This window comes from Streptomyces sp. NPDC059564 (assembly GCF_042735575.1).
Classification (GTDB): domain Bacteria; phylum Actinomycetota; class Actinomycetes; order Streptomycetales; family Streptomycetaceae; genus Streptomyces.
The window spans coordinates 1-26769 of sequence record NZ_JBHWBP010000023.1 but is presented as its reverse complement, the minus strand read 5'-3'; the positions used below and the strand labels follow the sequence as shown (position 1 = coordinate 26769).

At 72.6% G+C, this 26769-nt stretch carries 29 protein-coding genes and 1 pseudogene; 14 read left to right on the top strand and 16 right to left on the bottom strand.

The window, feature by feature from the left end; all coding sequences use genetic code 11:
- Nucleotides 1-85: 85 nt before the first annotated feature.
- Both ACFV0Q_RS07400 and ACFV0Q_RS07395 read left to right on the top strand, forming a co-directional pair.
- Nucleotides 86-2320: an acetate--CoA ligase family protein gene (locus tag ACFV0Q_RS07400; RefSeq protein WP_385001820.1), complete on the top strand. Its 2235-nt coding sequence runs from the start codon at nt 86-88 to the stop codon at nt 2318-2320.
- A 114-nt stretch (nt 2321-2434) separates the two neighbouring features.
- On the top strand, nt 2435-3229 hold the full coding sequence (locus tag ACFV0Q_RS07395) for an enoyl-CoA hydratase/isomerase family protein (RefSeq protein ID WP_385001817.1): 795 nt from the start codon (nt 2435-2437) through the stop codon (nt 3227-3229).
- A gap of 22 nt (nt 3230-3251) precedes the next feature.
- On the opposite strand, the gene ACFV0Q_RS07390 is transcribed toward ACFV0Q_RS07395, so the two are convergent.
- Nucleotides 3252-4046, bottom strand: coding sequence for a VOC family protein (locus tag ACFV0Q_RS07390; RefSeq protein ID WP_385001815.1), 795 nt, complete (start codon nt 4044-4046; stop codon nt 3252-3254).
- 208 nt (nt 4047-4254) lie between these two features.
- Between ACFV0Q_RS07390 and ACFV0Q_RS07385 the strand changes: the two genes are divergently transcribed.
- Nucleotides 4255-4899: a flavin reductase family protein gene (locus tag ACFV0Q_RS07385; protein WP_385001812.1), complete on the top strand. Its 645-nt coding sequence runs from the start codon at nt 4255-4257 to the stop codon at nt 4897-4899.
- A gap of 67 nt (nt 4900-4966) precedes the next feature.
- Here the strand turns inward: ACFV0Q_RS07385 and ACFV0Q_RS07380 are convergent, their stop codons facing one another.
- The 3 genes from ACFV0Q_RS07380 to ACFV0Q_RS07370 are packed head-to-tail and all read right to left on the bottom strand — an operon-like array spanning nt 4967 to nt 8153.
- Entirely contained in the window at nt 4967-6034 is a 1068-nt protein-coding gene (locus ACFV0Q_RS07380) for a Zn-dependent alcohol dehydrogenase (RefSeq protein ID WP_385001809.1), read from the bottom strand.
- Nucleotides 6031-7230 (bottom strand): acyl-CoA dehydrogenase family protein, encoded by a 1200-nt coding sequence (locus ACFV0Q_RS07375; protein WP_385001807.1) that lies wholly within the window; start codon nt 7228-7230, stop codon nt 6031-6033. Before ACFV0Q_RS07375 ends, ACFV0Q_RS07380 begins: the two co-directional genes overlap by 4 nt.
- Before the next feature lie 8 nt (nt 7231-7238).
- The gene (locus tag ACFV0Q_RS07370; RefSeq protein WP_385001804.1) at nt 7239-8153 is read right to left on the bottom strand and encodes an SDR family NAD(P)-dependent oxidoreductase; all 915 of its coding nucleotides are present in this window, start codon (nt 8151-8153) and stop codon (nt 7239-7241) included.
- Between the two features lie 121 nt (nt 8154-8274).
- Between ACFV0Q_RS07370 and ACFV0Q_RS07365 the strand changes: the two genes are divergently transcribed.
- Nucleotides 8275-9201, top strand: coding sequence for a cyclase family protein (locus ACFV0Q_RS07365; RefSeq protein WP_385001884.1), 927 nt, complete (start codon nt 8275-8277; stop codon nt 9199-9201).
- Nucleotides 9202-9220: 19 nt separating this feature from the next.
- Here ACFV0Q_RS07365 and ACFV0Q_RS07360 read toward each other — a convergent pair whose 3' ends face one another.
- Both ACFV0Q_RS07360 and ACFV0Q_RS07355 read right to left on the bottom strand, forming a co-directional pair.
- Entirely contained in the window at nt 9221-9421 is a 201-nt protein-coding gene (locus ACFV0Q_RS07360; protein WP_385001801.1) for a hypothetical protein, read from the bottom strand.
- 70 nt (nt 9422-9491) lie between these two features.
- Complete coding sequence (locus ACFV0Q_RS07355) at nt 9492-9857, bottom strand: ATP-binding protein (protein ID WP_385001881.1); 366 nt, start codon at nt 9855-9857, stop codon at nt 9492-9494.
- Nucleotides 9858-10164: 307 nt separating this feature from the next.
- On the opposite strand from ACFV0Q_RS07355, the gene ACFV0Q_RS07350 reads away from it, so the two are divergent.
- From ACFV0Q_RS07350 to ACFV0Q_RS07340, 3 genes are all read left to right on the top strand, one after another.
- On the top strand, nt 10165-11016 hold the full coding sequence (locus tag ACFV0Q_RS07350) for a helix-turn-helix domain-containing protein (RefSeq protein WP_385001879.1): 852 nt from the start codon (nt 10165-10167) through the stop codon (nt 11014-11016).
- 13 nt (nt 11017-11029) lie between these two features.
- Nucleotides 11030-11221 (top strand): DUF397 domain-containing protein, encoded by a 192-nt coding sequence (locus ACFV0Q_RS07345; protein WP_385001876.1) that lies wholly within the window; start codon nt 11030-11032, stop codon nt 11219-11221.
- 289 nt (nt 11222-11510) lie between these two features.
- Nucleotides 11511-11954 (top strand): hypothetical protein, encoded by a 444-nt coding sequence (locus tag ACFV0Q_RS07340; protein ID WP_385001798.1) that lies wholly within the window; start codon nt 11511-11513, stop codon nt 11952-11954.
- Here ACFV0Q_RS07340 and ACFV0Q_RS07335 read toward each other — a convergent pair.
- Complete coding sequence (locus ACFV0Q_RS07335; protein WP_385001795.1) at nt 11930-12286, bottom strand: hypothetical protein; 357 nt, start codon at nt 12284-12286, stop codon at nt 11930-11932. The genes ACFV0Q_RS07340 and ACFV0Q_RS07335 overlap by 25 nt on opposite strands.
- The gene (locus tag ACFV0Q_RS07330; protein WP_385001792.1) at nt 12283-12759 is read right to left on the bottom strand and encodes a hypothetical protein; all 477 of its coding nucleotides are present in this window, start codon (nt 12757-12759) and stop codon (nt 12283-12285) included. Before ACFV0Q_RS07330 ends, ACFV0Q_RS07335 begins: the two co-directional genes overlap by 4 nt.
- 88 nt (nt 12760-12847) lie before the next feature.
- On the opposite strand from ACFV0Q_RS07330, the gene ACFV0Q_RS07325 reads away from it, so the two are divergent.
- A complete protein-coding gene (locus tag ACFV0Q_RS07325) occupies nt 12848-14329 on the top strand; it encodes a pentapeptide repeat-containing protein (protein WP_385001789.1) in 1482 nt (493 codons plus the stop codon).
- Between the two features lie 100 nt (nt 14330-14429).
- Entirely contained in the window at nt 14430-15632 is a 1203-nt protein-coding gene (locus ACFV0Q_RS07320) for an enoyl-[acyl-carrier-protein] reductase FabV (RefSeq protein WP_385001786.1), read from the top strand.
- 9 nt (nt 15633-15641) lie between these two features.
- Here ACFV0Q_RS07320 and ACFV0Q_RS07315 read toward each other — a convergent pair whose 3' ends face one another.
- The 4 genes and pseudogenes from ACFV0Q_RS07315 to ACFV0Q_RS07300 form a co-directional block, all read right to left on the bottom strand.
- Nucleotides 15642-16013, bottom strand: a complete 372-nt coding sequence (locus ACFV0Q_RS07315; protein ID WP_385001783.1) for an ArsR/SmtB family transcription factor — start codon at nt 16011-16013, stop codon at nt 15642-15644.
- Nucleotides 16010-16456, bottom strand: a complete 447-nt coding sequence (locus ACFV0Q_RS07310; protein WP_385001780.1) for an SRPBCC domain-containing protein — start codon at nt 16454-16456, stop codon at nt 16010-16012. Before ACFV0Q_RS07310 ends, ACFV0Q_RS07315 begins: the two co-directional genes overlap by 4 nt.
- Nucleotides 16457-16564: 108 nt before the next feature.
- Nucleotides 16565-16774: a DUF397 domain-containing protein gene (locus ACFV0Q_RS07305; RefSeq protein WP_385001777.1), complete on the bottom strand. Its 210-nt coding sequence runs from the start codon at nt 16772-16774 to the stop codon at nt 16565-16567.
- Nucleotides 16771-17292: pseudogene (locus tag ACFV0Q_RS07300) on the bottom strand (DUF5753 domain-containing protein); the annotation flags it as partial. The pseudogene ACFV0Q_RS07300 and the gene ACFV0Q_RS07305, both read right to left, overlap by 4 nt.
- On the opposite strand from ACFV0Q_RS07300, the gene ACFV0Q_RS07295 reads away from it, so the two are divergent.
- Entirely contained in the window at nt 17292-17564 is a 273-nt protein-coding gene (locus tag ACFV0Q_RS07295) for a hypothetical protein (RefSeq protein WP_385001774.1), read from the top strand. The pseudogene ACFV0Q_RS07300 and the gene ACFV0Q_RS07295 sit on opposite strands and share 1 nt — an antisense overlap.
- A gap of 275 nt (nt 17565-17839) precedes the next feature.
- Here the strand turns inward: ACFV0Q_RS07295 and ACFV0Q_RS07290 are convergent, their stop codons facing one another.
- The 4 genes from ACFV0Q_RS07290 to ACFV0Q_RS07275 form a co-directional block, all read right to left on the bottom strand.
- On the bottom strand, nt 17840-18292 hold the full coding sequence (locus tag ACFV0Q_RS07290; RefSeq protein ID WP_385001772.1) for an ATP-binding protein: 453 nt from the start codon (nt 18290-18292) through the stop codon (nt 17840-17842).
- A 344-nt stretch (nt 18293-18636) separates the two neighbouring features.
- Nucleotides 18637-19545 carry an acyl-CoA dehydrogenase family protein gene (locus ACFV0Q_RS07285; RefSeq protein ID WP_385001769.1) on the bottom strand — a complete coding sequence of 303 codons (909 nt, stop codon included), beginning with the start codon at nt 19543-19545 and terminating at the stop codon, nt 18637-18639.
- A gap of 4 nt (nt 19546-19549) precedes the next feature.
- Entirely contained in the window at nt 19550-20704 is a 1155-nt protein-coding gene (locus tag ACFV0Q_RS07280) for an acyl-CoA dehydrogenase (protein ID WP_385001766.1), read from the bottom strand.
- Nucleotides 20704-21897 (bottom strand): amidohydrolase family protein, encoded by a 1194-nt coding sequence (locus ACFV0Q_RS07275; RefSeq protein ID WP_385001763.1) that lies wholly within the window; start codon nt 21895-21897, stop codon nt 20704-20706. Before ACFV0Q_RS07275 ends, ACFV0Q_RS07280 begins: the two co-directional genes overlap by 1 nt.
- A gap of 149 nt (nt 21898-22046) precedes the next feature.
- Between ACFV0Q_RS07275 and ACFV0Q_RS07270 the strand changes: the two genes are divergently transcribed.
- The 4 genes from ACFV0Q_RS07270 to ACFV0Q_RS07255 form a co-directional block, all read left to right on the top strand.
- Nucleotides 22047-23639 (top strand): class I adenylate-forming enzyme family protein, encoded by a 1593-nt coding sequence (locus ACFV0Q_RS07270; RefSeq protein WP_385001760.1) that lies wholly within the window; start codon nt 22047-22049, stop codon nt 23637-23639.
- A 355-nt stretch (nt 23640-23994) separates the two neighbouring features.
- On the top strand, nt 23995-24276 hold the full coding sequence (locus ACFV0Q_RS07265) for a hypothetical protein (protein ID WP_385001757.1): 282 nt from the start codon (nt 23995-23997) through the stop codon (nt 24274-24276).
- Between the two features lie 234 nt (nt 24277-24510).
- Complete coding sequence (locus ACFV0Q_RS07260; protein ID WP_385001754.1) at nt 24511-25965, top strand: CHAP domain-containing protein; 1455 nt, start codon at nt 24511-24513, stop codon at nt 25963-25965.
- Nucleotides 25966-26062: 97 nt separating this feature from the next.
- A partial coding sequence (locus ACFV0Q_RS07255) for a transglycosylase family protein (RefSeq protein ID WP_385001751.1) occupies nt 26063-26769 on the top strand: 707 nt, incomplete at its 3' end.

The window sequence follows — 26769 nt, the reverse complement described above, 5'->3', positions numbered from 1 at the left end:
TCCTGACGGCGCGTCAGTTCAGTAATCTGACTACGCGTCAGCTATGGATTTCATCGAGGTTCATCGAGCAGGAGCGGGCGGAACGATGCTTGGATCTACTCACGGCACCCTCACCACCGACTTCCGCGCACGTGTCGAGGCCTGCGGGGAGACCCCCAGGACGGCCGTCCACTCCACGGCGGCGCCGTCCGTCGAGGACGCGGCCGCGCTGGACGTCAGCGGACGGCCCCTGCACTCCGATGTGCCCGACCTGGACCGGTTCTTCCGGCCCGAGTCCGTGGCCGTCATCGGCGCCTCCGACGCCGACGGCAGACCGAACACGGGCATCACGCGGCAGCTCATCGCCTGGGCGGAGCGGGTCGGCGCCCGCCTCCACCCGGTGCACCCCACCCGCGCCACCGTGTTCGGGCTGCCCTGCCACGCCTCGGTCGCCGAGCTGCCCGAACAGGTGGACCTCGCCGTCCTCCTCGTCTCGGACCCGCTCCCCGTCATCGAGCAACTGGCCGACACGAAGGTGAAGTTCGCGGTGGCCTTCGCCTCCGGCTTCGCCGAGACCGGAGACGCGGGCGCCGCCGCGCAGGCCCGCCTCGCCGCGGCCGTGAAACGCTCGGGGCTGCGTCTGCTGGGCCCCAACACCAACCTCAACGCCTTCGAGGAGTTCCGCGAGGACCTCGACGGCCCGGCCATCGCCCTCATCACCCAGTCCGGCCACCAGGGCCGCCCCGTCTACACCCTCCAGGAGCTGGGGATCCGGCTCTCCCACTGGGCGCCGACGGGCAACGAGGCCGACCTGGAGACCTCCGACTTCATCTCCTACTTCGCCGAGCAGCCCGAGGTCGGGGCCATCGCCTGCTACGTGGAGGGCCTCAAGGACGGCCGTCAGTTCCTCCTCGCCGCCGACCGGGCCGCCCGCAACGGGGTCCCCGTCGTCGCCGTCAAGGTCGGCCGCACCGAGACCGGCGCCCGGATGGCCGCCTCCCACACCGGGAAGCTCACCGGGGCCGACACCGTCGTGGACGCCGCGATGCGGCAGTTCGGCGTGATCCGCGTCGACGGGCTCGACGAGCTGCAGGACACCGCCGCCCTCCTCGCCCGCGCCCGGGCCCCGCTGGCCGACGGGGTGGTCGTCTACTCCATCTCCGGCGGCACCGGCGCCCACTTCTCCGACCTGGCCACGGAGGCGGGCCTGACCCTCCCCGCCCTCTCGGAGGCCAAGCAGCGGGAACTCCACCAGTGGATCCCCGACTACCTCAACGTCGCCAACCCCGTGGACAACGGCGGCCACCCCGTCGGCGACTGGCGCGGCCGCAAGATCATCGACGCGATCCTCGCCGATCCCTCGGTGGGCGTCCTGATCTGCCCGATCACCGGCCCGTTCCCCCCGATGAGCGACAAGCTCGCCCAGGACCTGGTGGACGCGGCGGAGGCCACCGACAAACTGATCTGCGTGATCTGGGGCTCCCCGGTCGGCACCGAGGAGGCCTACCGCACCACCCTCCTCGGCTCCTCCCGCGTGGCCACGTTCCGTACGTTCGGCAACTGCATCACCGCCGTCCGCGCGTACCTCGGCCACCACCGCTTCACCGCCTCCTACCGCTCCCCCTTCGACGAGGCCCCCCGCACCCCCTCCCCCTCGTACCGCAAGGCGCAGGCCCTGATGCGGCCGGGCCAGCAGCTCAGCGAGCACGCGGCCAAGCAGCTGCTGCGCGCGTACGGGATACGGGTCCCCCGCGAGCAGCTCGTCACCAGCGCGGCCGCCGCCGTCCGGGCGGCGGGGCTGGTCGGCTACCCGGTGGTCATGAAGGCCTCGGGCCCCCAGCTCGCCCACAAGACCGAACTCGGCCTGGTCAAGATCGGTCTGACCTCCGCGAGCCAGATCCGCGACGCGTACCGGGAGCTCACCGACATAGCCCGCTACGAGAACGTCCCGCTGGACGGCATCCTGGTCTGCCAGATGGTCGAGCGCGGCGTCGAGATGGTCGTCGGCGTCACCCAGGACGACCTCTTCGGCCCCACCGTCACCGTCGGCCTCGGGGGTGTCCTGGTGGAGGTGCTGCGCGACGCGGCGGTCCGGGTCCCGCCCTTCGGGGAGGACCAGGCCCGCCACATGCTGACCGAACTGCGCGGCCACGCCCTCCTGGAGGGCGTCAGGGGCGCACCGCCGGCCGACGTCGACGCGCTGGTGGAGGTCGTCCTCCGGGTCCAGCGGATGGCGCTGGAACTGGGCGACGTCCTCTCGGAACTGGACATCAACCCCCTGATGGTCCTCCCCCGGGGCCAGGGCGCGGTGGCCCTGGACGCCCTGGCCATCTGCCGGTGACCTGGCCGGTCGTTTACGGGTGCGGCGCCGCTCCCGGGGGGGCTCCGCCCCCGGACCCCCGCGCCTCAATCGCCGGCGAGGCTGAATCCAACCCCCCACTCCCGAAGGGACCCCATGTCCGACGAGATCCTCCACCGCCGGGAAGCCGGCGTCTCGTGGATCATCCTCAACCGGCCCGAGGCGATGAACGCCGTCACCTGGGACCAGCGCGAACGCGTCATCGCGCTGCTCGCCGAGGCCTCCGCCGACCCCGGGGTCCGGGCCGTCGTGATCACCGCCACCGGCAAGGGCTTCTGCGCGGGCGCCGACCTCCGCGGCTCCCCCTCCACCCCGGCGGGGGACCGCGTCGCGGGCGACGTGGCCCGCATGATCCGGCTGGGCGCCCAGCGCCTGATCACCGCGGTCCTCGACTGCGAGAAGCCCGTCATCGCCGCCGTCAACGGCACCGCCGCCGGCATCGGCGCCCACCTCGCCCTCGCCTGCGACCTGGTCATCGCCGCCGAAGAGGCCCGCTTCATCGAGGTGTTCGTCCGCCGCGGCCTCGTCCCCGACGGCGGCGGCGCGTACCTCCTGCCCCGCCTCCTCGGCCCGCAGAAGGCCAAGGAGCTGATGTTCTTCGGGGACGCCGTCCCGGCGGCGGAGGCGGCCCGGCTCGGCCTCGTCAACAAGGTGGTCCCGGCCGACGGGCTGGAGGCCGCCGCCCGGGCCTGGGCGGAGCGCCTCGCCCAGGGCCCGACCCGCGCCCTGGCCCTGACCAAGCAGCTCGTCAACGCCTCCCTGGACGGGGACCGGGCGACCGCGCTGGCCGCCGAGGCCACCGCCCAGGAGCTGAACATGACCACCGCCGACGCGAACGAGGGCGTGGCCAGCTTCGTGGAACGCCGCACACCCAAGTACGTCGGCCGCTAGCCACGGCCCGGCCGGCCCCGCGTCACATCTGCGGGTCCGGCGTCAGCAGCGCGAACACCGCCCCGCCCAGGTCCGAGGCCCAGGCGATCCGGCCGACCTGCGGCACGTCCGCCGCCGGCATCAGCACCTCGCCGCCGCCCCCCTCGATCGCCGTGATGGTGGCGTCGACGTCCGCGACGTTGAAGTAGGGCACCCAGCGCGGCACGATGGTCGAGGCGCCGCCCGCGCCCTCGCCCTGCGGGGCGACCCCGCCGAAGGAACCCTCCTGCTGGTCGCCGTCGGCGATGCTGAGCACCCGGTACAGCATGCCGGGGGCCTGCATCTCGGCGTGCCGCCACCCGAAGAGGGAGCGGTAGAAGGCGACGGCCGCGACCGGGTCGGGAACGTGCAGCTCCACCCACACCAGGGAGTTCACGTCGGAGGCGAGCCCGAGCCCGGCGGTCTTGCCGGGCTGCCAGCAGGCGAACTCCGCGCCCTGCGGGTCGGTGTACTGCGCCAGCCAGCCCTCCCCCATGACGTCCATGGGCTCCATCCGCACCCGCCCGCCCCCGGCGCGGACGGCCTCGGAGGTGGCCCGGACGTCGGCGCTCTGGAAGTGCACCATCCAGGCGGACGGCGCGCCCTCCTCGGTGAGCGGGCCGAGCGCGGCGACCGTCTTGCCCTGGAGCTGGAAGAAGCCGTACCCGCCCGCCTCGGGCCCGGCGGAGACGAAGTGCCAGCCGAAGACCCGGGCGTAGAAGGCGGCGGCCGCGTCGGTGTCGGGGCTTCCGAGGTCGAGCCAGTTGGGCGATCCGGTACGGAAGGCGGTGCCGAGCATGGTGTCCTCCTGGAGGTACGGGGTTACGGGGTCCGTTCCGCCCGACACGATGCCGAGCCGCCGCCCACGGAGGTCCGTACGGGCCGTGGGGGACGGCCCGTTTCACCCGTACGGCGGATCGGGGATGGCGGGGACCCCCGGAAGCGGTCGAGGACCGGCCCCGCACCCCTTCCCATCTGACGCACCGTCAGGTTCAATCGTGGGTGTGATGGGACACGCAGGGATGGCGGCCACCGTCGTCCGATACCTCAGGTCGGTCGGCTCCCCCACCTCCGCGGGGCCGGAGCCCGACCCCGTCGACGCCCTGCCCCGACCCGACCTTCGGGCCGTCGGGGAGGACGAGCGGGCGCCGGTCAGCCCCGCCGAATTCCGGGCCGTCCTGGGGAACTTCGCCAGCGGGGTCACGATCATCACCGCCCCGCCCGCACGGGACGCGGCGGCCGGGGATCCCGGCGAGGGCCCGGCCGGCTTCGCCTGCCAGTCCTTCGCCTCCCTCTCCCTCGACCCGCCCCTGGTCACCTTCATGGTGGCCCGTACGTCGACCACCTGGCCCCGGATCGCCCGCGCCGGGGTGTTCTGCGTCAACATCCTGGGCGCCGAACAGGGCGAGCTGTGCCGGGCGTTCGCGGTCAGCGGCGCCGACAAGTTCGCGGGGGTCTCCCACCGGCCCGCCCCGGCCACCGGGTCCCCGCAGCTGGAGGACGTGCCCGCCTGGATCGACTGCCGGATCCAGGCCGTCCACACCGGCGGGGACCACCTCATCGTCGTGGGCCGCGTCGAGGCCATGGGCGCGGCCGGCGAGGGCGACCCGCTCCTCTTCCACAAGGGCCGCTTCGGCCGCCTGGCCGACTGAGGCCCCGGCCCCCGACGCGGACCGGCCCCGACCTCCTCGGGTCAGGGCCGGTTTCCCCACGGGACGGTCAGAACGTGAGCACCCCCCGGGCCACCCGCCCGTGCCGGGCGTCGTCCACGGCCTTCGCGAAGTCCTCGACCGGGTACCGCTCCGTGACGAGCTCGTCCAGCAGCAGCCGGCCCTGCCGGTAGAGCTCGGCGTACAGCGCGATGTCGCGCTGCGGACGCGAGGACCCGTACCGGCACCCCATGATCGTCTTGTCCAGGTACAGGGACGAGACGAGGAACGACGCCTCCTCCTTGAAGCCCGGCACGCCCAGCAGGACGGCCTGCCCGTGCCGGTCGAGGAGGTCGATCGCCTGCCGGATCAGTTTGACGCTGCCCACGCACTCGAAGGCGTGGTCCGCGCCCGTCGGCAGGATCTCGCGGACGGCCGCCGGGGTGTCCGCCACGGCCGAGGCATCGATGAAGTGCGTGGCGCCGAACTGCCGGGCCACCGCCTCCTTCGCGGGGTTGGCGTCCACCGCCACGATGGTGGTGGCCCCCGCGATCCGCGCGCCCTGCAGGACGTTGAGCCCGATCCCGCCGGTGCCGATGACGACCACCGACTCGCCCCGGTCCACCTTCGCCCGGTTCAGGACAGCCCCCACGCCCGTGAGGACCCCGCATCCGATCAGCGCGGCCGAGGTGAGCGGGATGTCGTCGGGGATCTTCACCGCCTGGACGGCCTTGACGATCGTGCGCTCCGCGAAGGCCGAGTTGGAGGCGAACTGGAACAGCGGCTTCCCGCCGCGCGAGAACGGCTGCCCCGGCATCCCGATCGCCTTGCGGCACATCGTCGGCCGGCCCCGGTCGCAGTCGGCGCACGCCCCGCAGTTGGCGAGCGTAGACAGCGAGACGTGGTCCCCGGCCGTCACGTGCGTGACCCCGGCTCCGACCGCCTCCACCACCCCGGCGCCCTCGTGCCCGAGCACCACCGGCGGCGGGAACGGGATCGTCCCGTCCATCACCGAGAGGTCGCTGTGGCACAGTCCGGCCGCCGAGACCGCGACCAGCACCTCCCCCGGCCCGGGATCCCGGATCTCCAGATCGTCGACCACCTGGGCCTGCTTGCCGTCGAACACGACGCCTCTCACCTGGGCTCCTTAGGCAGGCCGAGCACGCGCTCGGCGATGATGTTCCGCTGGATCTCGTCCGAGCCGCCGTAGATCGTGTCGGCCCGGGTGAACAGGAACAGGCGCTGCTCCTCGTCGAGCCCGTGTTCGTACGGTGCCTCGTGCGCCCAGGGTCCCGGCCCGGCCGTGGCCGCCGCCCCGCGGACGGCCACCGCCAGTTCCCCGAGCCGCCGGTGCCAGCCGCCCCACAGCAGCTTGGCCACGCTGGGCGCGCCCGGATCCCCCGCCGCGCCCAGGGTGCGCAGGGCGTTCCAGCGCATGGTGCGCAGCTCGGCCCACTGCCGTACGAGGCGGTCGCGCAGGACGGGGTCCGGGGCGCCGGAGGCCGCGTAGGCGTGGACGACCCGTTCCAGTTCGGCGGCGAAGCCGATCTGCTGGACGAGGGTGGAGACGCCGCGTTCCAGGGCGAGGAGGCCCATGGCGACGGTCCAGCCGTTGCCCTCGCCGCCGACGGTCCCGTCGGCCACGGCCCCGTCGAAGAAGACCTCGTTGAACTCGGCCGTGCCCGACATCTGCCGGATCGGGCGGACCTCGACGCGGCCCGGCTGGTCCATCCGTACGAGGAGGAAGGACAGGCCGTGGTGGCGCCGCGAGCCGGGTTCGGTGCGGGCCAGGACGAAGCACCAGTCGGCGTCCTGCGCGAGGGAGGTCCAGATCTTCTGCCCGGTGACGCGCGGCAGTCCGTCTGCGGGGTCGCGTACGGCGGTGGTGCGCACCCCGGCGAGGTCCGATCCGGCGCCCGGCTCGCTGTAGCCCTGGCACCACAGTTCCTCGCCCCGGGCGATGGCGGGCAGGTGGCGGCCCTGCTGCTCGGGGGTGCCGTAGGCGATGAGGGTGGGCGCGAGGAGGTTCTCGCCGATGTGGCCGACGCGGCCGGGCGCGCGCAGCGCCGCGTACTCCTCCGCCCACACCACCTGGCCGGTGAGGGAGAGCCGCCGCTGCCCGTAGGCGCCGTCGGGGACCTCCCAGCCCTGGCCGATCCAGCCGCCGCGGCCGAGTTCCCGCTCCCAGTCGCGGCGGGCGGCGACGCCCTCGTGCTCGCTGCCGGGTCCGCCGAGGCCGCGGGCGTCGGCGTACGGGCCCACGAGGTGGCCGGTGAGCCATGCGCGGGCCCGGGCGCGCAGTTCCTCGTCCCCGGCTCCGAAGCTGAAGTCCACGCCGCTCCCTACGCGTTGGGGCGGTCCTTGGCGGCCGCCGCCCTGGCCATGGCTTCCAGCTGCGCGAGCATGGGCATCGGGTCGGTGCCCACCGTCCCGGGCAGGAAGTCGGCGATCTTCTCGGGGGTCCAGGCGCCGTCGGCGGCGTAGGCGGCGCGCAGTTCGCGCGGCTGCGCCCAGACGGCGATCTTGGGGCCGGCGATCGTGTAGACCTGCCCGGTGATGCCCTCGTCCTTGGCGCGGTCGCTGAGGAGGTAGGTGACGAGGGCGGCGACGACCTCGGGTTCGCCGATCTCCTTGAGTTCCATGGGCACGTTGGCGGACATCCGGGTGCGGGCGACGGGCGCGACGGCGTTGGCCGTCACCCCGTACTTGTTGAGGCCGAGGGCGGCGCTGCGGACGAGGGAGATGATCCCGCCCTTGGCGGCGCTGTAGTTGGCCTGCGCGACGGAGCCCTGGTGGTTGCCGCTGGTGAAGCCGATGAGGGTGCCGGTGCCCTGTTTGCGCATGACGGCGGACGCGGCCCGGAAGACGGTGAAGGTGCCCTTGAGGTGGGTGGCGACGACGGGGTCCCACTCCTCCTCGGACATGTTGAAGAGCATCCGCTCGCGCAGGATGCCCGCGACGCACACGACCCCGTCGATGCGCCCGTACTCGGCGAGGGCGGTGTCGACGATGCGCTGTCCGCCCGCCATGGTGGAGATGTCGTCGGCGACGGCCACGGCCTGCCCTCCGGCGGCGGTGATCTCCTTCACCACGGTTTCGGCGACCTCGCTGGTGGGCTCGCCGCCCTCGATGCCGACGCCGTAGTCGTTGACGACGACCCGGGCGCCCTCGGCGGCGGCGGCGAGTGCCACGGCCCGCCCGATGCCCCGGCCCGCGCCGGTGACGGCGACGACCTTGCCTGCCAAGAAGTTCCCCACGTCTGGCCCCTTCCCGCGTTTTCTGACGGTCCGTTAGATTCTATGACCAGTCAGATCCCTTCGCACAAGCCCCTGTTGCCTTCCGCCCCGCACTTCCCGCCACAAGGAGCTGATGGAAGCCATGAGCCTGCCCGCCGAGTTCCACGAGATCGCCAAACGCGTCAACAACTGGGGACGCTGGGGCGCCGACGACGAGATCGGCACCCTGAACCTGATCACCGACGAGGTCGTCCGGGCGGCCGCCGCGGAGATCCGTACGGGGCGGCGGGTACCGCTCGCGCTGCCCCTGAAGGAGGACGGGGTGCAGGCCGGCCTGATCCCCGGGCGGATCAACCCGCTGCACACGATGGTGCAGATCAACCAGGAGATCTTCGGCCCGGGCACGGTCGCGTGCAGCGACGACGCCGTGACGATGGGCCTGCAGTCGGCCACCCACTGGGACGCGCTGACCCACGTCTCCCACTCGGGCCGGATCTACAACGGCCGCCCGGCGTCTACGATCACCGCCCACGCGCGCGCCGAGTTCAGCGGCATCGAGAAGGCCGGCCCGATCGTCTCGCGCGGGGTGCTGCTCGACGTGGCCCGCGCCAAGGGCCTGGACCGGCTGCCGGGGGGCCACGCCGTCACCCCGGAGGACCTGGCGCAGGCGGAGGAGTTCGCCGGGGTCACCGTCCGCGCGGGCGACATCGTCCTCGTCCGCACCGGCCAGATCCAGGTCTACCTGGCGGGCGACAAGCACGGCTACGGCTTCCCGTCGCCCGGCCTCTCGGTGCACACCCCGGAGTGGTTCCACGCCCGCGACGTCGCGGCGGTCGCGAACGACACCCTGACCTTCGAGATCTTCCCGCCGGAGATCGAGAACCTCTGGCTCCCGGTGCACGCCCTCGACCTGGTCGAGATGGGCATGCACCAGGGCCAGAACTGGAACCTGGAGGAGTTGTCCACAGCCTGTGCGGAGGCCGGCCGCCACGCCTTCCTGCTCTCCGCGATGCCGGAACCCTTCGTCGGCGGCACGGGCACCCCGGTCGCGCCGGTGGCCGTCCTCTGACCCCGTGTACGACCGGCCGTCAGCCGAGCAGGTGGCTGATGCCGCCTTGTCCGTCCGTGCCGTTCCAGATCGCGGCCCCCACCCAGACCGGGTACCAGAACGCCCACTTGGGCAGGACCAGGACGGCGATGAACCAGACGACGGGCAGGGCGGCGAACAGCAGGCAACACCAGCCGCCCCGGCGGGAAGCGGGCGGCGGCGTCGTCGAGTCGGTAGGCACCTCGCGAACCTAGGCGGCGCCCACCCTTCCCGCATGAGTACCCGTACTCACGGCCCCGCGCGGGGCGGGGTCACCGCAGGCTGAACCAGACCACCTTGACGCAGTCCCCCTGGGCCACCGCCGCCCATTCGTCCGCGTACGCGCCGACCAGCGCGAGCCCGCGCCCGCCGGGGGCCATCAGCGGTATCCCGGTGCCGCCCGACGGCCACCGCTCGGGCGCGCAGTCGTAGACGTAGACGGTGACACGGCCGTCCAGCAGCATCACCTCGACGGTGATCTCCCGCGTATCGGTGTGCCGGTGCGCGTTGGTCACCACCTCGGAGGTACAGAGCCGCACCCGCTCCCGCAGCCCGTCCCCCCAACCGGCCCCGCGCAACAGGGACACCACCCAGTCCCGAGCGATCCCCGGAGTCTCCGCCCGACTCGGCGCGGTCATCCGATAGCTGAGCCCGGACGATCCCTCTGCGGGGGTCGGGTCGCTGGTGCGCTCTTCCATCCCGGTCCTCTCCCAACACGGTTCGGGTCCGCGCTGCTGCTTGCCGTCCGTGGCATCGGCCGCTCGGTGACACTCCCTCAAGGCGTGTGCCAGCGGCTGCACTTCGGACTGGCGACTCGCGACGCGGTGTGCGAGGAAGACAGTAGCGGCTACGTATCAAGCTTGAGACCGCTTCACCTAAAATATGGGACTGGTAGACCCTGTACCTGACCTCGGGCCACACTGTGACCCGACAGGAGGGGAGCCGATGCCACCGAGGAAGGCACCGACGGCGCGCCAGCGCCGCTTGGGTTCCGAACTGAGGAAGATCCGCGAGCAGGCCGGGATTTCACTCACCGACGCGGCGGCGCAGCTGAGCACCGACCGGACCACCATGAGCAGCATCGAGAGCGGCCGCTTCGGCGTGAGCAGCGAGCGCGTCCGGACGTGGTCCAGCCACTACGGCTGCCCCGACGCCGACTACGTCGACGCTCTCGCGGCCATCGCCGACGAACGCGGACGCGGCTGGTGGGACGAGTACCGCGACGAACTTTCCGCTGGAGCGCTCGACCTCGCCGAGCTTGAGCACCACGCCGTCACGCTTCGCGCCGTGCAGATCATGCACATGCCCGGACTGCTCCAGACCGAGGACTACGCACGGGCCGTGTTCGAGGAGGCCGTGCCGGCCCTACGCCCGCCCGCACTCCGCCGCAGGCTGTCGCACCGGATGCGGCGGCGCGACGTAATCGACCGCGCGGACGCGCCCTCCTTCACCTTCCTGATCCACGAAGCGGCACTTCGCATGAGGTTCGGAAGCCGGGAGATCACCGTCAGCCAGCTCGACTACCTCCTCAAGCAGTCGGAGCGGGACAACGTCACCGTCCGGGTGATCCCGTTCGAAGTGGGCGGCTTCCCGAACGCCGGAAGTTCGACACTCTATGCACACGGCCCGGTGCCGCAGCTCGACACCGTGCAGACGGACACTCCCACCGGTCCGGCGTTCCTCGATGCCGAAACGAGGCTCGCCAACTACCGGGCCGTCCTGGACCGGACTGAGGAGAGGTCCTACGACCCCGAACGGTCTCGCGATTTCATTCGCAAGATGGCGCAACAAGTGTGAAGGCGTGAAAACAGTGGAAATTCAGTGGCGCAAGTCCTCGAAGTCGACGGACGCCGAGGGTAACTGCCTGGAAGTCGCGGTTCAGGATGGCGAGATCCTGATGCGCGAGAGCGACGATCCCAGCGTGGTCATCCGGACCTCCCGGGCGAAGCTCAGGGCCTTCATCGACGGAGCAGCCGCCGGCGAGTTCGACGACCTCGCCTGACGCTCCGACACACCCCCGGCCTCCTGTCCGCCACGGACAGGAGGCCGTTCCATGCCCGCGAGGTTGCGAGTACAACTGGTTGGCATATGCCGTCTCACCCGTTAGACGTCAAACGGTTGATACGGATACGTAGCCAACGCTAACGTCGAAGCGCGACGCCCCGGATCGGCCCGGCGCGACGCAATTCCCCCGGCTCATGCGCCAGTTGGGGGAGTCAACCGCCGCCCCGTCCCGCCGCTCGTCACGGCTCGAAGGGGCGGCGGCCCGCCGCGACGGCAGGAGTGCACGCATGCCCATCACGCGACCGTCCGCACCCGCCCCCGGGCCACCCGCGCGGAGCGGGGCCCGGGACCACACGGTGTCGATCCGGACCGGCTACTGGTTCGAGGCGGTCTGCCACAAGGACGCCTACGACGGGCCCCCCGAACTGCTCTACCGCGTCATGCTGGACACCCCCGAGCACGCCGTCCGGCTGATCCGCCTCCAGATCCGGACCACCCACCCCTTCGCCCTGACCCCCGCCGAAGTCGCGCGGGCCCTCGACTGGGCCGACGGCGGCGGCCGCGTCCAGGCCCTCGCCGCCCTCCACCGCGGCGAGCCCGCCGGCTTCAGCATCGTCCTGCGCGACGGCCTGCGCCCCGAATGGCGCGTCCGGCCCGTGGAACACCTGTCCCTCACCCCCACGCACCCGTGTCACGCGGCCCCCGCTCAGCCGTCCGTCGCACACGGATGACCCGTACCGGCAAAAGTGATCCAGCAGGTGCCGTGGTCGGAGTCGAGGAGGTACCAGACCCTGCCGCCCCCGGTGACCTCGATCTGCCACTGCTGGCAGACCTGTCCGCGATGGGTTCCGTGCGCCAGTCGACCCTTCAGGCGGTGGTGCCGAGGTGTCTCGGTGGCTGGGCAGGGCTGCGTCCGCATGACGATCCACGCACGGTAGGTGTTCTCACGCGCCTGCCGGGCGAGGCACTCCCAGCCCTTGGCCGCGGCGGCGTCGGCGAAACGCACCTCCCACTGGCCCTCGGGCGCCGGCGGTGCCGCGCGGTCGCCGCGACCCGCGCTCATGCGCCCCCCGGGTCGGGCACCGGACCGTAGTCCGCGTCGTGGTCCGTGGTCAGCGCTGCCAGCAGTTCGGGGTCGGAGTAGACCTCGGCGGTGTGCTGCCACGAGACGAGGACCTGGGCGACGGAGGCGCTGTTGCCGATGGAGTCGGCGGCGCGCATGGTGTCGACCAGGTCGACCGCGAAGGCGTGCACATCGGCCTCGGGCAGGAACCTCACCCACGGGAACGCGTCCGGCAGTATGTCGAGCAGCAGTTCCATGCTGCCCGGCTGCCGTCTCGCCATGGCCACCAACATCCGGGTGGCGGCCGACACCACAGTCTGGTCCTGCTCGGCGCGGGCGGCCGTGGTGAGGACCAGATCCTCCCCGTCCCTGCGGTGCAGCACCAGTCGCGGCGAGTCCTTGAGGCGCGCCAGCGTCTGCTTGTTCTTGTTCACGAGCTCGGAGAAGTTCACGGCCGCGTTTTCGGTGGTCATGACTTTGAAATTACTTTGAAAGTAGCGGCCCCCACCATCACCCAGGAGGGGGAAACGACACCCCAGCGCGGGGGAAGGCGGAGTGGCGATGAACGGCAGGGCGTACGGGTTCATGACCGCCGGGGAGATGTCGCCGGAGGACCTCGTACGGGTGCTCGGGGAGGCCTTCGGGGTGGGGGAGGGCGGCGTCGACGTCGCGCCCCGCGGGGAGGTCGAGGGGCGGAACTGGGAGGCCCCCGTCACGGCCGACCACCACCGCTTCGACCGGGGCGACATCGCCTGCGTGCTCAGCGTCTACGCCGTCCCCGCCCTCCCGGACCCGCCCACCGACGAGGCCCTCGGGCGGGCCCTGGCCCGGGGCCTGGGAACGACCGTGCTGCTGGACTGGGGGTCCTGCCCCTCGATCCACCGCGTCCTGACCCCCGGCGGCGGCGCCACCTTCGCGCGCGTCGACGACCCGGAGTACGAGGACCCGCAGGACGAGAACAGCGCGACGGCCGGCTTCCGGGTGACCGCCACGCAGGCCGGGGTGGCGGCCTTCCCCCGGGCCGCCGTGCGGGGGCTGCCCGAGGTGGTGCGGGACGTACCGCTCGCCCCCGGGGGGACCGACCCGCGGCTGTGGGCCTGGGCGGACCTGGTCTGCCGGATGGAGGCCGGGTGGCCGCCCGTGCGGTGGTACGGGATCGAGCGGTACCGGGAGGACCTCCGGTCCCGGGACGCGCTGGAGGGCGCCCACGGCCTCCGGCCCCAGCTCGCGGAACTCGACGCCCGCTTCAGGGCCGTGACCCTGCCGGACGGTGGCGAGGAGATCGGCGCCGATCCGGCGGCCACCGCCTGGTACTGGCACCGGCGCCCCGCCGTGCTGCCCTGGCGGGTGCTGCCGCCCGCCGACCCGGAGGCCGCCGACCGGCTGTGGGAGTGGGTCCGGGAGGGCGCCGGGGCGCGGGGCGGCACCGACATGGCGGGGCTCGACCTCGGCGGGGCGGTCCTGGACGGCGCCGACTTCGCGGAGTCCTGGTTCGCGGGGACCCGGCTCGCCGGCGCCCGCCTGGTCGGCACCGAGTTCTACCGCGCCCACCTCGCCGGGGCCGACCTCAGCGGCGCCGATGCCACCGGGGCCTGCTTCGTACGGGCCGACCTGGACGGGGCCGACCTGCGCGGAGCCGTCCTGGACGGGGCCGACCTGGTCCGGGCGGAGCTCTACGGGGCCGACGCGCGCGGGGCCCGGTTCCGCGGCGCCCGCATCCTGGGGGCCTCGCTGCTGGACACCGACCTGCGCGGGGCGGACCTCAGCGGCGCGGAGCTGCGGGAGAACACCTTCGACGTGCTCCTGGACGACCGCACCCGTGTGGCGGGCCTGACGGGAACGGTCTTCGGCCCGGCCCGCCTGGAAGACCCGGCCGGCACCCACCACCCCCTGGCCGGCCCCGACTTGGAGCACTGGTTCCGCTCCCGCGGAGCCACCGTGAGCGTCATCGCCCCGCTCGGCCGGCCCCGGCCGGCGGCCCACGAGGAAGGCGCCGGTGTCAATGCCGAAGGGCACAAGGACCGTACGCGTTCTGGGTGTTGACTCGTCATGAGCCGTCGGCGGGGGGTCGTGGATACGATCTTGAAGGCGGCCGTCCGGGACAGGGCTTCGGCCGCCTCGGACCAAGTGGAACGGACGCAACGTGAGCCTTCGCCAGATCGAGCACAAGCAGCGCGGCTTCCTCATAGTCAACTCCCACCCCGAAGGGGCCGCGCGGACCGTGCGCCGCATGTGGGAGGGCGTCGAGGCCCGCACCGACGGCCGCAGGCCGGTCGCGCTCGTCCTCGGCCACTCCGCCGGCTACGGGCTCGCCACCCTCCTGACCGGACTGCGCCGGCACGGCATCCGCGGCATCGGGGTCGCCTTCGAGGGCGCCGACAACGGCCGCCGCACCGCGACCGCGGGCTGGTACCGCACCGCGGAAGCCGCCAGGCTCGCCGCCGAAGACGGCCACGACATCCGGTTCGTGAACACGGACGCCTTCTCCACGGATGCCAAGACGCACGTCCTGGACCTGCTGGAACAGCACTACGGACCCGTCGACCACCTCATCTACAGCCTCGCCGCACCCCGCCGCACCGACCCCGCCACGGGCACGGTCCACCACTCGGTGATCAAGCCGCTCGGCGCCGCCTACGAGGCACCGGCGCTGGACTTCTCCGGGGCGGACCCGAAGGTGACCCGGGCCCGGATCGAGGCCGGGACCGAGGACGAAGCGCGGGCGACGGTCGCGGTGATGGGCGGCGACGACTGGGCCCTGTGGGTGCGCGCCCTGGCCGCCCGCCGGCTCCTCGCGGACGGGTTCACCACCGCCGCCCTCACCTACGTCGGGTCGGAGGTGACCGCGCCCGTGTACCGGCAGGGCACCATCGGCGCGGCCAAGGAGCACCTGGAGCGGACGGCCCACGAGCTGAACGCCTCACCCGCGCTCAAGGAGAAGGACGGCCGCGCGTTCACGGTCGTGGCCGGAGCCGCCGTCACCCAGGCCTCCAGCGCGATCCCCTCCATCGCCCTGTACACCGCCTTCCTCCGCACCGCCCTGGGCGAGCACGGATTCCGCAGCACGGCCGAGCAGGCGGTGGACCTGTGGGACCAGCTGGAGGGCCGCACCCCACTGGCCCTGGACGAGGCCGGGCGGATCCGGCTGGACGGCTGGGAACTGGACGACCGGGTCCAGGACCGCGTCCGGGAGCTGTGGGCGGATCCCGAGCGCGGGCTCGAAACGGCCCGGGCCGGTGCGGACTGGTTCATGGGCCAGGTCCGCGAACTGTACGGCTGGGGCGTCGACGGCGTGACCTACGGCGAGCCGGCCGAAACCGACGTCCCCTGGCCCGCCCCGCGCTAGGCCGATGCCCTACGGGGCGTCCCGTTCCGCCGCCTCCGCCGTCTCGGCGATCCGCTTGATGCGGGCCAGGCGGCGGTCCCAGTCGGTGGCCAGGGCGGCCATCCAGCGTGCGGTCGCCCCCAGTGCGGCCGGCCGGACCTCGTACCGCACCTCGCGCCCCACCCGCCCCCCGGTCACCAGCCCGGCGGCCTCCAGCACGGCGAGGTGCTTGACCACCGCCTGCCTCGAGACGGGGACGCCCTCGGCCAGCGTGGTCGCGGTGGCCTCGCCCCGCGCGGCGAGGAGGTCGAGCAACAGGCGCCGCGTGGGGTCGGCCAGCGCGGCGAGGACGGCGTCGACCGCCTCGGCCGCGCCGTCCGCGCCGGGGTGTGCGTCCGTCACGCGGAGGACTCCTCGACCCGCTTCTTGAAGGCGTCCAGCACCTGCGGCCAGCCGCCGGTGTTGTCCTCCAGCGCCTTGCCGCGCAGTTCCTCGGACCCGGCGATCCCCGCGAAGCCGCTCTCGACGACGCGCAGCCGGGTCTTGTCACCCTCCTGCGTCAGCGTGAACTCCACGAGGGTGGTGTTGTCCCCGCTCAGTTCCTGGCCGGGGTAGGCGCTGGCCCAGCGGTACGCGACGTACGTCGGCGGCTCGACCTTCTCCACGCGCACCGGGAAGTCCCCGTACTCGGCGTTCTTCGCGACCACGGACTCGCCCTCCTGGGCGACGGTCCCGGCGACGCGCTCCGGTTCGGCCACCCAGAAACCGGGCTCGGTCACCAGCGACCAGACCCGCTCCAGGGGCGCTTCGATCAGGGTTTCGCGTTCGATCCGGTCCTGAACCATGACGAGCCTCCTTCGTGGACACCATCAATGCAACTCCAGAGTTGCACGTCCCCGCTCATGACGCAACCCCACGGTTGCACATCCGCCGCCAGGGCCCTCCCCCAGCGGTCAGGCGGTACCGATCTCCCCGCCCTTGACGCCCGCCACGAACGCGGCGAACGCACCAGCCGGGAAATGCAGGACCGGACCACTCGGGTCCTTGGAGTCGCGGACAGGGACCACGCCGCGCGAGACGACGAGGTTGGCGGCGACCTCGATGCACTGACCGCCGTTGTTGCTGTATGAGGACGTGAACCAGCAGGGGGTTTCGGTCGTCACGGGGTGCCCTTTCGCAGCTGGTTGATCATGGCGACAGATGCCGACTGTGAGTGCGCTTCCGCCTGTAGCTGATGGTAGGTCGTCAGTATGGGGAGCACGGCAGTGCTTTCCCGCTCCAGGTGGCCTCGTTGCGCGGACTCCGCGTACGACATGAGCGAGCGGTCCGGCAGCGTCAGCACCGTCACCGGCAGGTCGAACGGCCGCCGAACCCCCATGTCGAACGGAGCGACCTGGAGCACCGTGTTCGGCAGCTCGGCGAACTCGACCAGCCGCGCGAACTGCGCGTCCATGACGGCGGGTCCACCGATGGGCCGACGGATGCAGCTCTCGTCCAGCACCACGAAGATCAACGGCCGGGACGACCGGACGAGCACGGCCTGCCGCTCCGCGACGAGCGTGACCCGCTCGTTCGCCTGGTCGTCCGTGATCGCCCCCCGCCTGACGGCGCTCTCGGCGAGCACGGAAGCGTACTCGGGCGTCTGGAGCAGACCCGGTACGACGCCCACTTCGTACAGCCGTGCAGTCCCACTACAGCGCCCACGGCAGACGGCGCACGGCCCTGCTCGTCCACGCCGACGGTTCCTGGGCTCGGGCCACCGGGGAATGGGTCGACCCGCCGACGGTGCACCAGGGCGGTCCCCGCAGGCTCTGGGATGCCGTCGAGCGGATCCGGACCCGGCTCAACGCCGAGGGCGGCCTGCCGGTCCACGGGGCCGAGGCACGCGTCACGCCGGACGGAGTCGTACATCTGTCCCGGGGGCAGTGGCGCGCCTCGATGGGCGGGGACTAGCGCGGCCCGTCCCACAGACCCCGCCCGGGCGCCGACGGACGGAGTCCGGCGCAGCGCCGCGAAGCCGGGGAGGCCCGCCAGGGCCGAGCCGTGCGAGCGGCGCGTCAAGAAGAGGTGACCTGCGGGTGGCGGCGTGCGGTCGTGCGCGCCCCGAGCGCGGCACGGCAGCCGCCACCCCACGACCCGCACTCGTCAAGGCAGGACCCTTGGCGTCCCCTCGCGACGAATCGTTCACCACCAGGGTGATCAACACGTGACGAACCGTCAACACCTCGTTAGAGGTACACGCGCGGTTCCCGGCACGGAGCAAAGTTTTCGTCCGGGCGCGTCGCGCCCGACGGCTCCGCGCGGTCGATCTCGCACCAGATGCGTTTGCCCGCGCCCTCGCGCTGCCAGCCCCACCGGTCCGCGAGCCCGTCCACCAGCTCCAGCCCGCGCCCGCCGGTGTCGTCACCGGCGGCCTGCCGGCGGGACGGCGCGCGGCAGCTCGCGTCGGCGACCTCGACCCGCACTCCCGGCCCCCCGAGCAGCATCCGCAGCACGGCCGGACAGCCCGTGTGCACGACCGCGTTCGTGACCAGCTCGGAGATCAGCAGGATGAGGGTCTCGGCGAGCGGCTCGTCATCCCCTATCCCGGACCCCGCCAGCCTGGACCGGGCCCACCGGCGGGCCCGGCCGACCTCGGCGGGGTCCGGTCCTACCTCCAGCTGTACCTGAAGCACCTGCACCGCTCACACCATCCGAACCGGCGGACACTTCGCCTCGCGACAGGATGGGATCACCGACCGTGATCCCCTTGCCGAGCAGCATGGTTGACATACAGTCACCACAACAAGCGCTTCGGGCATATTCCAGCGCGAAGGAGTAGGCGTGGTGCATACTGTGCGACGCTCACGCCGCTCAACCGCTCGCATTCGTGGGAGCGTACCGGAGCACACCCCTGCCTCCGGCCCGCATCGGGGCAGGCGAAGGACACAAACCGATATCAACTCTCCGTAATCGGACATGCGTCCCGCGTCGCCCCTCCCGTGCCCCGGCCCCGCGCCCCGTGCCCCGCCGCCGTCACAGCCTGCTACGGCGCCGCCTCCTCCAGCAGCCGCTCCGCCAGCAGTTCCCGCGCCCCGGCCGCCGTGCGCCACTGCTCCGCCCGGACCCACGCCCGCTTCAGGTGCAGGTGCACGTCCGCCTCCCAGGTGAAGCCCATCCCGCCGTACACCTGGAGGCAGTCCCGCGCGCCGCGCACCGCCGCCTCGTCGGCGAGCAGCTTGGCCGCCGCGATCTCGGCGCCGTCCCCCGTGACGGCCGCCGCGTAGACGGCCGTACGGGCCAGCTCGGCCCGCACCAGCATCCGCGCGCACAGGTGCTTGACCGCCTGGAACGCCCCGATCGGCTGCCCGAACTGCTCGCGCTCCCCCGCGTACCGCACCGCCAGCTCCACCGTCCGCAGCGCGCTCCCCGCCTGGAGGGCCGCCGTCAGCAGCGCCCCCTCCTCCCGGTAGGTGCCGAGATCCCCTGCGTGCCCGCCGGCCCGCCACAGCGGCGTCAGCGGGTCCACGGAACGCACCGGCTCCCCCGCCGGAACGGCCCCGCCCCCGCCCCCGAGCACCGCGTCGGCCTCCCCCAGGTGCGTGACCAGCGGCCCCTCCAGGTCGAAGGCGGTGACCACGGCGGTCCCCTCCGCCGCCCCCGGGACCACCCCGGCGGCCAGATGGGTGGCCACCAGCGGCCCCGGCAGCAGCGCCCGCCCGGCCTCCTCGAAGACGAGGACCGCCTCGGGCAGGCCCAGCCCGACCCCGCCCTCCGCCTCCGGCAGGCGCAGCGCGAAGAAGCCCGCCGCGCCCAGCTCCCGCCACAGGGCCCGGTCCAGGGTTCCCCCGCCGTCCACCGACGCCCTCAGGGCCTCGCGGCCGTACCGCCCGGCGAGCAGGTCCCGGACGCCCGCCCGCAGGTCCCGCTGTTCCTCGGTCGGCTGGAAGTCCATGGCGTCACCGCCCCTTCGGGAGGCCGAGGATCCGCTCGGCGACGATGTTCCGCTGGATCTGCGAGGTGCCCGCCGCGATCGTGTACGAGAGGGACGAGAGCCGGTCCAGGACCCACTCCTCCTCCAGGGCGAGGGAGCCCGCGCCGAGCACCTCGGCCGCCGCGTCGTACAGCTCCTGCCGCGCGTGCGAGTACGCCAGCTTGAAGACGCTGCCGCCCGCGCCCGGGACGCCGTCCGAGCGCTGTGACTCGCTCACGTTCCACTGCGTCAGCCTCCACAGGGCCCCGAACTCCCCGTAGAGCCGACCGAGGGTGTGACGTAGGACGGGATCGTCCCAGCGCCCGTTGGCCTTCGCGGCCCGGGCCAGTCCCGCGAGCGTCCGGCGGCAGGCGACGACCTCGCCGACGAAGGCGGTGCCCCGCTCGAAGGACAGGGTCACCATCGTGACCCGCCAGCCGTCGTTCTCCGCCCCGACCCGGTTCGCGACCGGGATCCGCACCTCGTCGAGGAACACCTCCGCGAACTCGGCCGATCCGGCGAGCGTGCGCAGCGGCCGTACGGTGACCCCCGGCGCGTCCATCGGCATGGCCAGCCAGGAGATCCCCCGGTGCTTGGGGGCGGCGGGACCGGTGCGTACGAGCAGCTCGCACCAGTCGGCGACCTCCGCGTGCGAGGTCCAGATCTTCGAGCCGCTGACCACGTACGCGTCCCCGTCGCGCACCGCCCGCGTGCGCAGGGAGGCCAGGTCGGAGCCCGCGTCGGGCTCGCTGAAGCCCTGGCACCACACCTCGTCCCCGCGCAGCACGGGCGGCAGCCAGCGGGCGCGCTGCTCTGCGGTGCCCTCGGCGGCGATGGTGGGGCCGGCGTGCAGCAGGCCGACGAAGTTCGCGCCCACGTACGGGGCTCCCGCGCGCTCGGTCTCCTCCAGGAAGATCAGGTGCTGCGTCGGCGTGGCGCCGCGCCCGCCCGCGTCCACCGGCCAGTGCAGGCCCGCGTACCCGGCGTCGTACAGCCTGCGCTGCCAGCCGAGGTCGTACGCACGCCGCCCGGGCCAGTCGTCCGGGGAGGGCTTGGCGGGCAGCTCGGGCAGGGTCTTGCCGAGCCATTCGCGCAGGCGGGCCCGGAACTCCTCTTCCTCCTCGGTGTAGGTCAGGTCCATCAGACGAGGTCCAGGCCGAGCATCCGGATGGCGTTGCCGCGCATCAGCTTGTGGACGGTCTCCGCGTCCAGGCCCTTCACGTGGTCGAGGGCGACCTCCTTGGTGTGCGGGAAGGTCGAGTCCACGTGCGGGTAGTCGGTCTCGAAGGTGGCGTTGTCGCGGCCGACGACGTCCAGCGAGGCGATGCCGTGCTTGTCGCGGAAGAAGCAGCAGTAGATCTGCCGGTAGTAGTACGTGGACGGCGGCTCGGGGATCAGGTCGCGGACCCCGCCCCAGGCGCGGTGCTCGCGCCACACGTCGTCGGCGCGTTCCAGGGCGTACGGGATCCAGCCCATCTGGCCCTCGCTGTAGGCGAGCGTGAGCGTCGGGAACTTCACCAGGACGCCGCTGAAGAGGAAGTCCATCATCGAGGCCATCGCGTTGTTGAAGCTCAGCGAGGCCTGGACGGCGGGCGGGGCGTCGGGGGACGCGGCGGGCATCTGGGAGCTGGACCCGATGTGCATGTTGACGACCGTGCCGGTCTCCTGGCAGACGGCGAAGAACGGGTCCCAGTAGCCGGAGTGGATCGACGGCAGCCCCAGGTACGTCGGGATCTCGGAGAAGGTCACCGCGCGCACCCCGCGGGCGGCGTTGCGGCGGATCTCGGCGACGGCGAGGTCGATGTCCCACAGCGGGATGATGCACAGCGGGATGAGGCGGCCGCCGCTGTCGCCGCACCACTCCTCGACCATCCAGTCGTTGTACGCGCGCACGCAGGCCAGGGCCACCTCCTTGTCGTGGGCCTCCGCGAAGGTCTGCCCGCAGAAGCGAGGGAAGGTCGGGAAGCACAGGGAGGCCTCGACGTGGTTGAGGTCCATGTCGGCGAGGCGTGCCTTGGGGTCCCAGCAGCCGCGGCGCATCTCCTCGCGGGTGATGCCCTCCAGGGTCATGTCGTCACGGTCGAAGCCGACGGCGGCGATGTTGCGCTTGTACGGGAACTTGAGGTCCTCGTAGATCCACCAGTCGGTCGGCGGGCCGTCGGGGTCCATGGAGATGACGTACTTGCCGCCGGTGTAGACGAGTTCGCCGATGCCCGCGGTGAGGGCCTTGGGGCCGCGGTCCCGGTACTTGGCCGGCAGCCACACGTCGAACAGGTGGGCCGGTTCGATCACGTGGTCGTCGACGCTGATGATCCGAGGCAGTTCCGCATCCATGGTCAGTCTCCCCAATCCCAATCTGATGGATCGTCAGAAACAAGCTAGCTCCGCCACCCCTGGACCGACAAGCGTCCGAGCCCTACGCTCTGCGCTTGATCTGACTCACCGTCAGAACTGTCGGTTACCTTGCCCAGGGGAGGTCCGGGATGACGGACACCGAGACGGACGCGGCCGCCACCGCCGCCGGAACAGCGGCCACCGAACTGAGCCGCTCCGCCACCCTGTGGGAGCTGGTCGCCCGCCGGGCCGCCCTCACCCCGGACGCACCCGTCCTCGTCGAGGCCGCCGAGGACCCGGCCGACGACCGCACCCTGACCTTCGCCGGACTGCGCGAGCGCGCCGAACGCGCCGCCGCGGGCCTGTACGGCATGGGCGTGCGCCCCGGCACGGTCGTCGCCTGGCAGCTGCCGACCCGCATCGAGACGGTGCTGCTCTCGCTCGCCCTCGCCCGCCTCGGCGCCGTCCAGTCGCCCGTGATCCCCTTCTACCGCGACCGCGAGACCGGCTTCGCGCTGCGCGAGGCCAAGGCGGAGTTCTTCGCCGTCCCCGGCGTCTGGCGCGGCTTCGACCACACCGCGATGGCCGCCCGGCTCGGCGCGCGCGGGGTCTTCGAGGCGTACGGGGACCTCCCCGACGGCGACCCGGCCGTCCTGCCCCCGCCGCCCGCCGACGGGACCTCCGTGCGCTGGATCTACTGGACCTCCGGCACCACCTCCGACCCCAAGGGCGTCCTGCACACCGACCGCTCGCTGATCGCGGGCGGCTCCTGCCTCGCCCACGCCCTGAAGCTGACCCCCGCCGACACCGGCTCGATGGCGTTCCCGTACGCGCACATAGGCGGCCCCGACTACCTGGTGATGCTGCTCCTGTACGGGTTCCCCGCGGTGCTCTTCGAGAAGTTCGCGCTGCCGGACGCCCTGGCCGGGTACCGCCGCCACGGGGTCACCGTCGCGGGCGGCTCCACCGCCTTCTACTCGATGTTCCTCGCCGAGCAGCGCAAGGACCCCGGTACGCGGCTCATCCCGAGCCTGCGCCTGCTGGCGGGCGGCGGCGCCCCCAAGCCCCCGGAGCTGTACCACGCGGTGGTCCGCGAGCTGGGCTGCCAGCTCACCCACGGCTACGGCATGACCGAGGTCCCCATGATCACCATGGGCTCCCCCGACGACACCCCGGAGAACCTCGCCACCACCGAGGGCCGCCCCCCGCGGGGCATGTCCATCCGCATCACCACCCCGGACGGCGCCCCGCTGCCCGCCGGCACGGACGGCGAGGTGCGGCTGCGCGGCGAGGCCGTCTGCCGGGGCTACCTGAACCGCGCGGACACCGCCGCGGAGGCCTTCGACGCCGACGGCTACCTGATCACCGGCGACCTCGGCCACCTCACCCCGTCCGGCCACCTCGTCCTCACGGGCCGCAGCAAGGACGTGATCATCCGCAAGGGGGAGAACATCTCGGCGAAGGAGATCGAGGACCTCCTCCACCAGCTCCCGGCCGTCGGCGACGTCGCCGTCATCGGCCTGCCCGACCCCGAGCGCGGCGAGCGCGTCTGCGCCGTGGTCGAGCAGCCGGCGGGCGCGGCCCCGCTGACCCTGGCCCGGGTGACCGCGTACCTGCGCTCCCAGGGGCTGTCGCCGCACAAGCTTCCCGAGCAGCTGGAGCTCGTGGAGGCGCTGCCCCGCAACGACGCCCTGCGCAAGGTGCTCAAGTACCGCCTGCGGGAGCGTTATTCACGGCCCTGAGCACGGCTCGACGGCTCCACGACAGCTCCTCGACGGCGCCTCGACGGCCCCTCGGCAGCCCCTCGGCAGCCCCTCGGCAACCCTGCGGCACCCCCCTCGACGGCCCTTCCGCGACCCCCGCTGGCACCAAGCTGTCAGGCCCCTTGGTGCCGGTCCTGAAGCCTTCCCCGGGCCTTCCCGGCCTAGCAGGATGGTGCTCACCGGAAGGGCGGCGGGAAAAGAAAAACCCGAAGCTCCTCCGGTCACCACCACCAGAGACTCGTCGAAAGCCCGGGGGGCACAGTCATGTCGAAATCCACCAGAACGCACGGCACCTGCGCCGCCGCCGGCGATGTCATCGGGTGGGACTGACCACATGCTCCTCGTCCGGATGCCCCTGCGCAGCAACACCGGCGCACCGGGGACCGAGAGCGGGGCGAGCCTCCTCCAGGACGCCCTGTGGGCCCACGCCGGCCCGCAGCACGCACTCGAACACGTCCGGGTCCGTCCACAGCCGCAGGGCATGCACGTCGCCCTGTTCGTCCGGGCGGAGAACAACGCCGCCGCCGAGGAGAAGGCGTACGGCCTGCTCTCCCTCGTCCTCAGGACGGGCGCGGCCCGCGGCTACTGCCGCCCCGGCCCCCTGATGTCCAGCTGATCCACCCGCACGGCCCCCGGGCCGTCCGCTCCACCCGCTCCACCCGCCCGGCCTTCCGACCGCTGTTCCTGCAGGGCAGCTGTCGCTCCACCGGCGACCAGGCCGCCGCGCCGTCCTCCCCCACCCGGGGCTCCGGACGAAGGCGCCGCCGCCCACTCGACTTCGCAACACCGTCTGAACCCACTTCCCCGGCCCTGACGCCTCGGGCCGCCATGTCCTCTTGGAGACACCACCATGACCACGCGTCGCTCCTCCCGCATGCTCACCATCGCCCTCACCACCTTCGTCGCCGCGCCGATGCTGGCCGTCGCCCTGCCGGCGGTCTCGGCCCAGGCCGAGTCCCAGACCGTCGCCTCGATCGCCCGGGGCGAGGTCGGCGGCACCTGCGGCGACTACAACTGCCAGTACCCCGGCGCCTGGTGCGCCGAGTTCACCGAGTGGGTGTGGAACAAGGCCGGCGCGAACGTCTCCGGCATCACCCCGGCGGCCGTCAGCATCTACCAGTACGGCAAGAACAAGGGGACGCTGCACGGCAGCCCGCAGGTCGGCGACGCGGTCCTCTACGACAAGGACGGCAGCCTCAACGACGGGGACGCCGACCACGTCAACATCGTCGTCGCGGTCGACGGGGACAGCATCCAGACCGTCGGCGGCAACGAGAGCGGCGGCGTGCGCTTCCGCAGCTGGTTCAACTGGAAGACCAACTCCAGCCCGGTGGGCGCCGGCCGGGCCCTGGCCTTCGTCGGCCCGTCCGGTCTGTCGGAGACGCCCACGGCTCCGGTCAGCAAGGCCGGTGACATCTTCCACGCCACGCGTCTGGCCGACGGCAACTGGGAGGGCTTCGCCCCGCTGAACGGCTTCGGCGGCGCCGCCTTCTTCAACGCCTCGCAGGAGTCGATCGCCGCGACCCCCGACGGCTCGACCCAGACCCTCGCCACCGGCAACGACGGCAACCTCTACCACACCGCCCGCTTCTCGGACCGTTCCTGGACCGGCTGGGAGGCCCTCCCGGGCTTCGGCGGCGCGGCCAACTTCGGCGCCAAGGACCAGGCCATCACCGGTATGGCCAGCGGCGACGCACAGCTCATGGCCATCGGCAACGACAGCAAGATCTACCACAACGCCCGCTTCAAGAACGGCTCCTGGCAGGGCTGGACCCCCGTCGGCACCTGGCAGGCCAAGAAGATCGCCACCGCCGGCCTCGCCGACGGCACCATGCAGACCCTCATCGTCGGCAACGACGGCAACATCTACCACGCCATCCGCGCCACCGACGGCACCTGGTCCAGCTGGAACGCCGTCGCGGGCCTCGGCACCGCCGCCACCTTCCAGGCCGGCAACATCGCCATCGCCGCCCTCCCCAACGGCAGCACCCAGCTCCTCGCCACCGGCAACGACGGCTTCGTCTACCACAACATCCGCAACGCCGACGGCACCTACCAGGGCTGGGCCAAGGTCGACGGCTACGGCGGCGCCCCCAACTTCGCCGCCACCAGCCTCGCCATCACCGGAATGCCCAACGGCGACACCCAGATGATCGCCGTCGGCAACGACGGCAAGACCTACCACGCCGCCCGCTACGCCAGCGGCTCCTGGCAGGGCTGGTGGGCCACCGGCATGGGCGCCCAGAAGGTCGCCATCGCCGGCCTCCCCGACGGCAGCGCCCAGATGCTCGCCACCCGCAACTGAGTCCCCGGGGCCGGCCCACCCGCCCGGTGGGCCGGCCCCCGCCGCGCCGCCCTTCCGCCCTTCCCGCCAGCAGCCGTAGCAGAGAGAGACCCTCGCGATGTCCCGTAGCGCCGCCCGCCGCCCCCGCCTCGCCGCCATCACCGCCACCGCGCTCGCCGCCGTCGCCCTGTCGACGATCGGAGCCGGCTCCGCGCAGGCCGCCTCGGTCTCCACCTGGGACCGGGTCGCCCACTGCGAGAGCACCGACAACTGGAGCATCAACACCGGCAACGGCTACTACGGCGGTCTCCAGATACTCAAGAGCACCTGGGACTCCTTCGGCGGGCGGGCCTACGCCGCCTACCCCCACCAGGCCACCAAGAAGCAGCAGATCCTGATCGCCGAGAAGATCCTGGCCGGCCAGGGCGCCGGCGCCTGGGGCAGCTGCGGCGCGGCCGCCAACCTGGGCTCGGACCACTCGGACCCGTACCCCGGCGACACCACCCCGCCGGCACCGGTCAGCAAGGCCGGCGACATCTACCACGCCACCCGGGTCGCCGACGGGAGCTGGAGCTCGTTCCAGGCGCTGAACGGCTTCGGCAGCGCGCCCTTCTTCAACGCCTCGCAGGAGTCGATCGCCGCGACCCCCGACGGCTCGACGCAGACCCTCGCCACCGGCAACGACGGCAACCTCTACCACACGGCCCGTTTCAGCAACGGCCAGTGGACGGGCTGGGAGGCCCTCCCGGGCTTCGGCGGCGCGGCCAACTTCGGCGCCAAGGACCAGGCCATCACCGGTATGGCCAGCGGCGACGCACAGCTCAT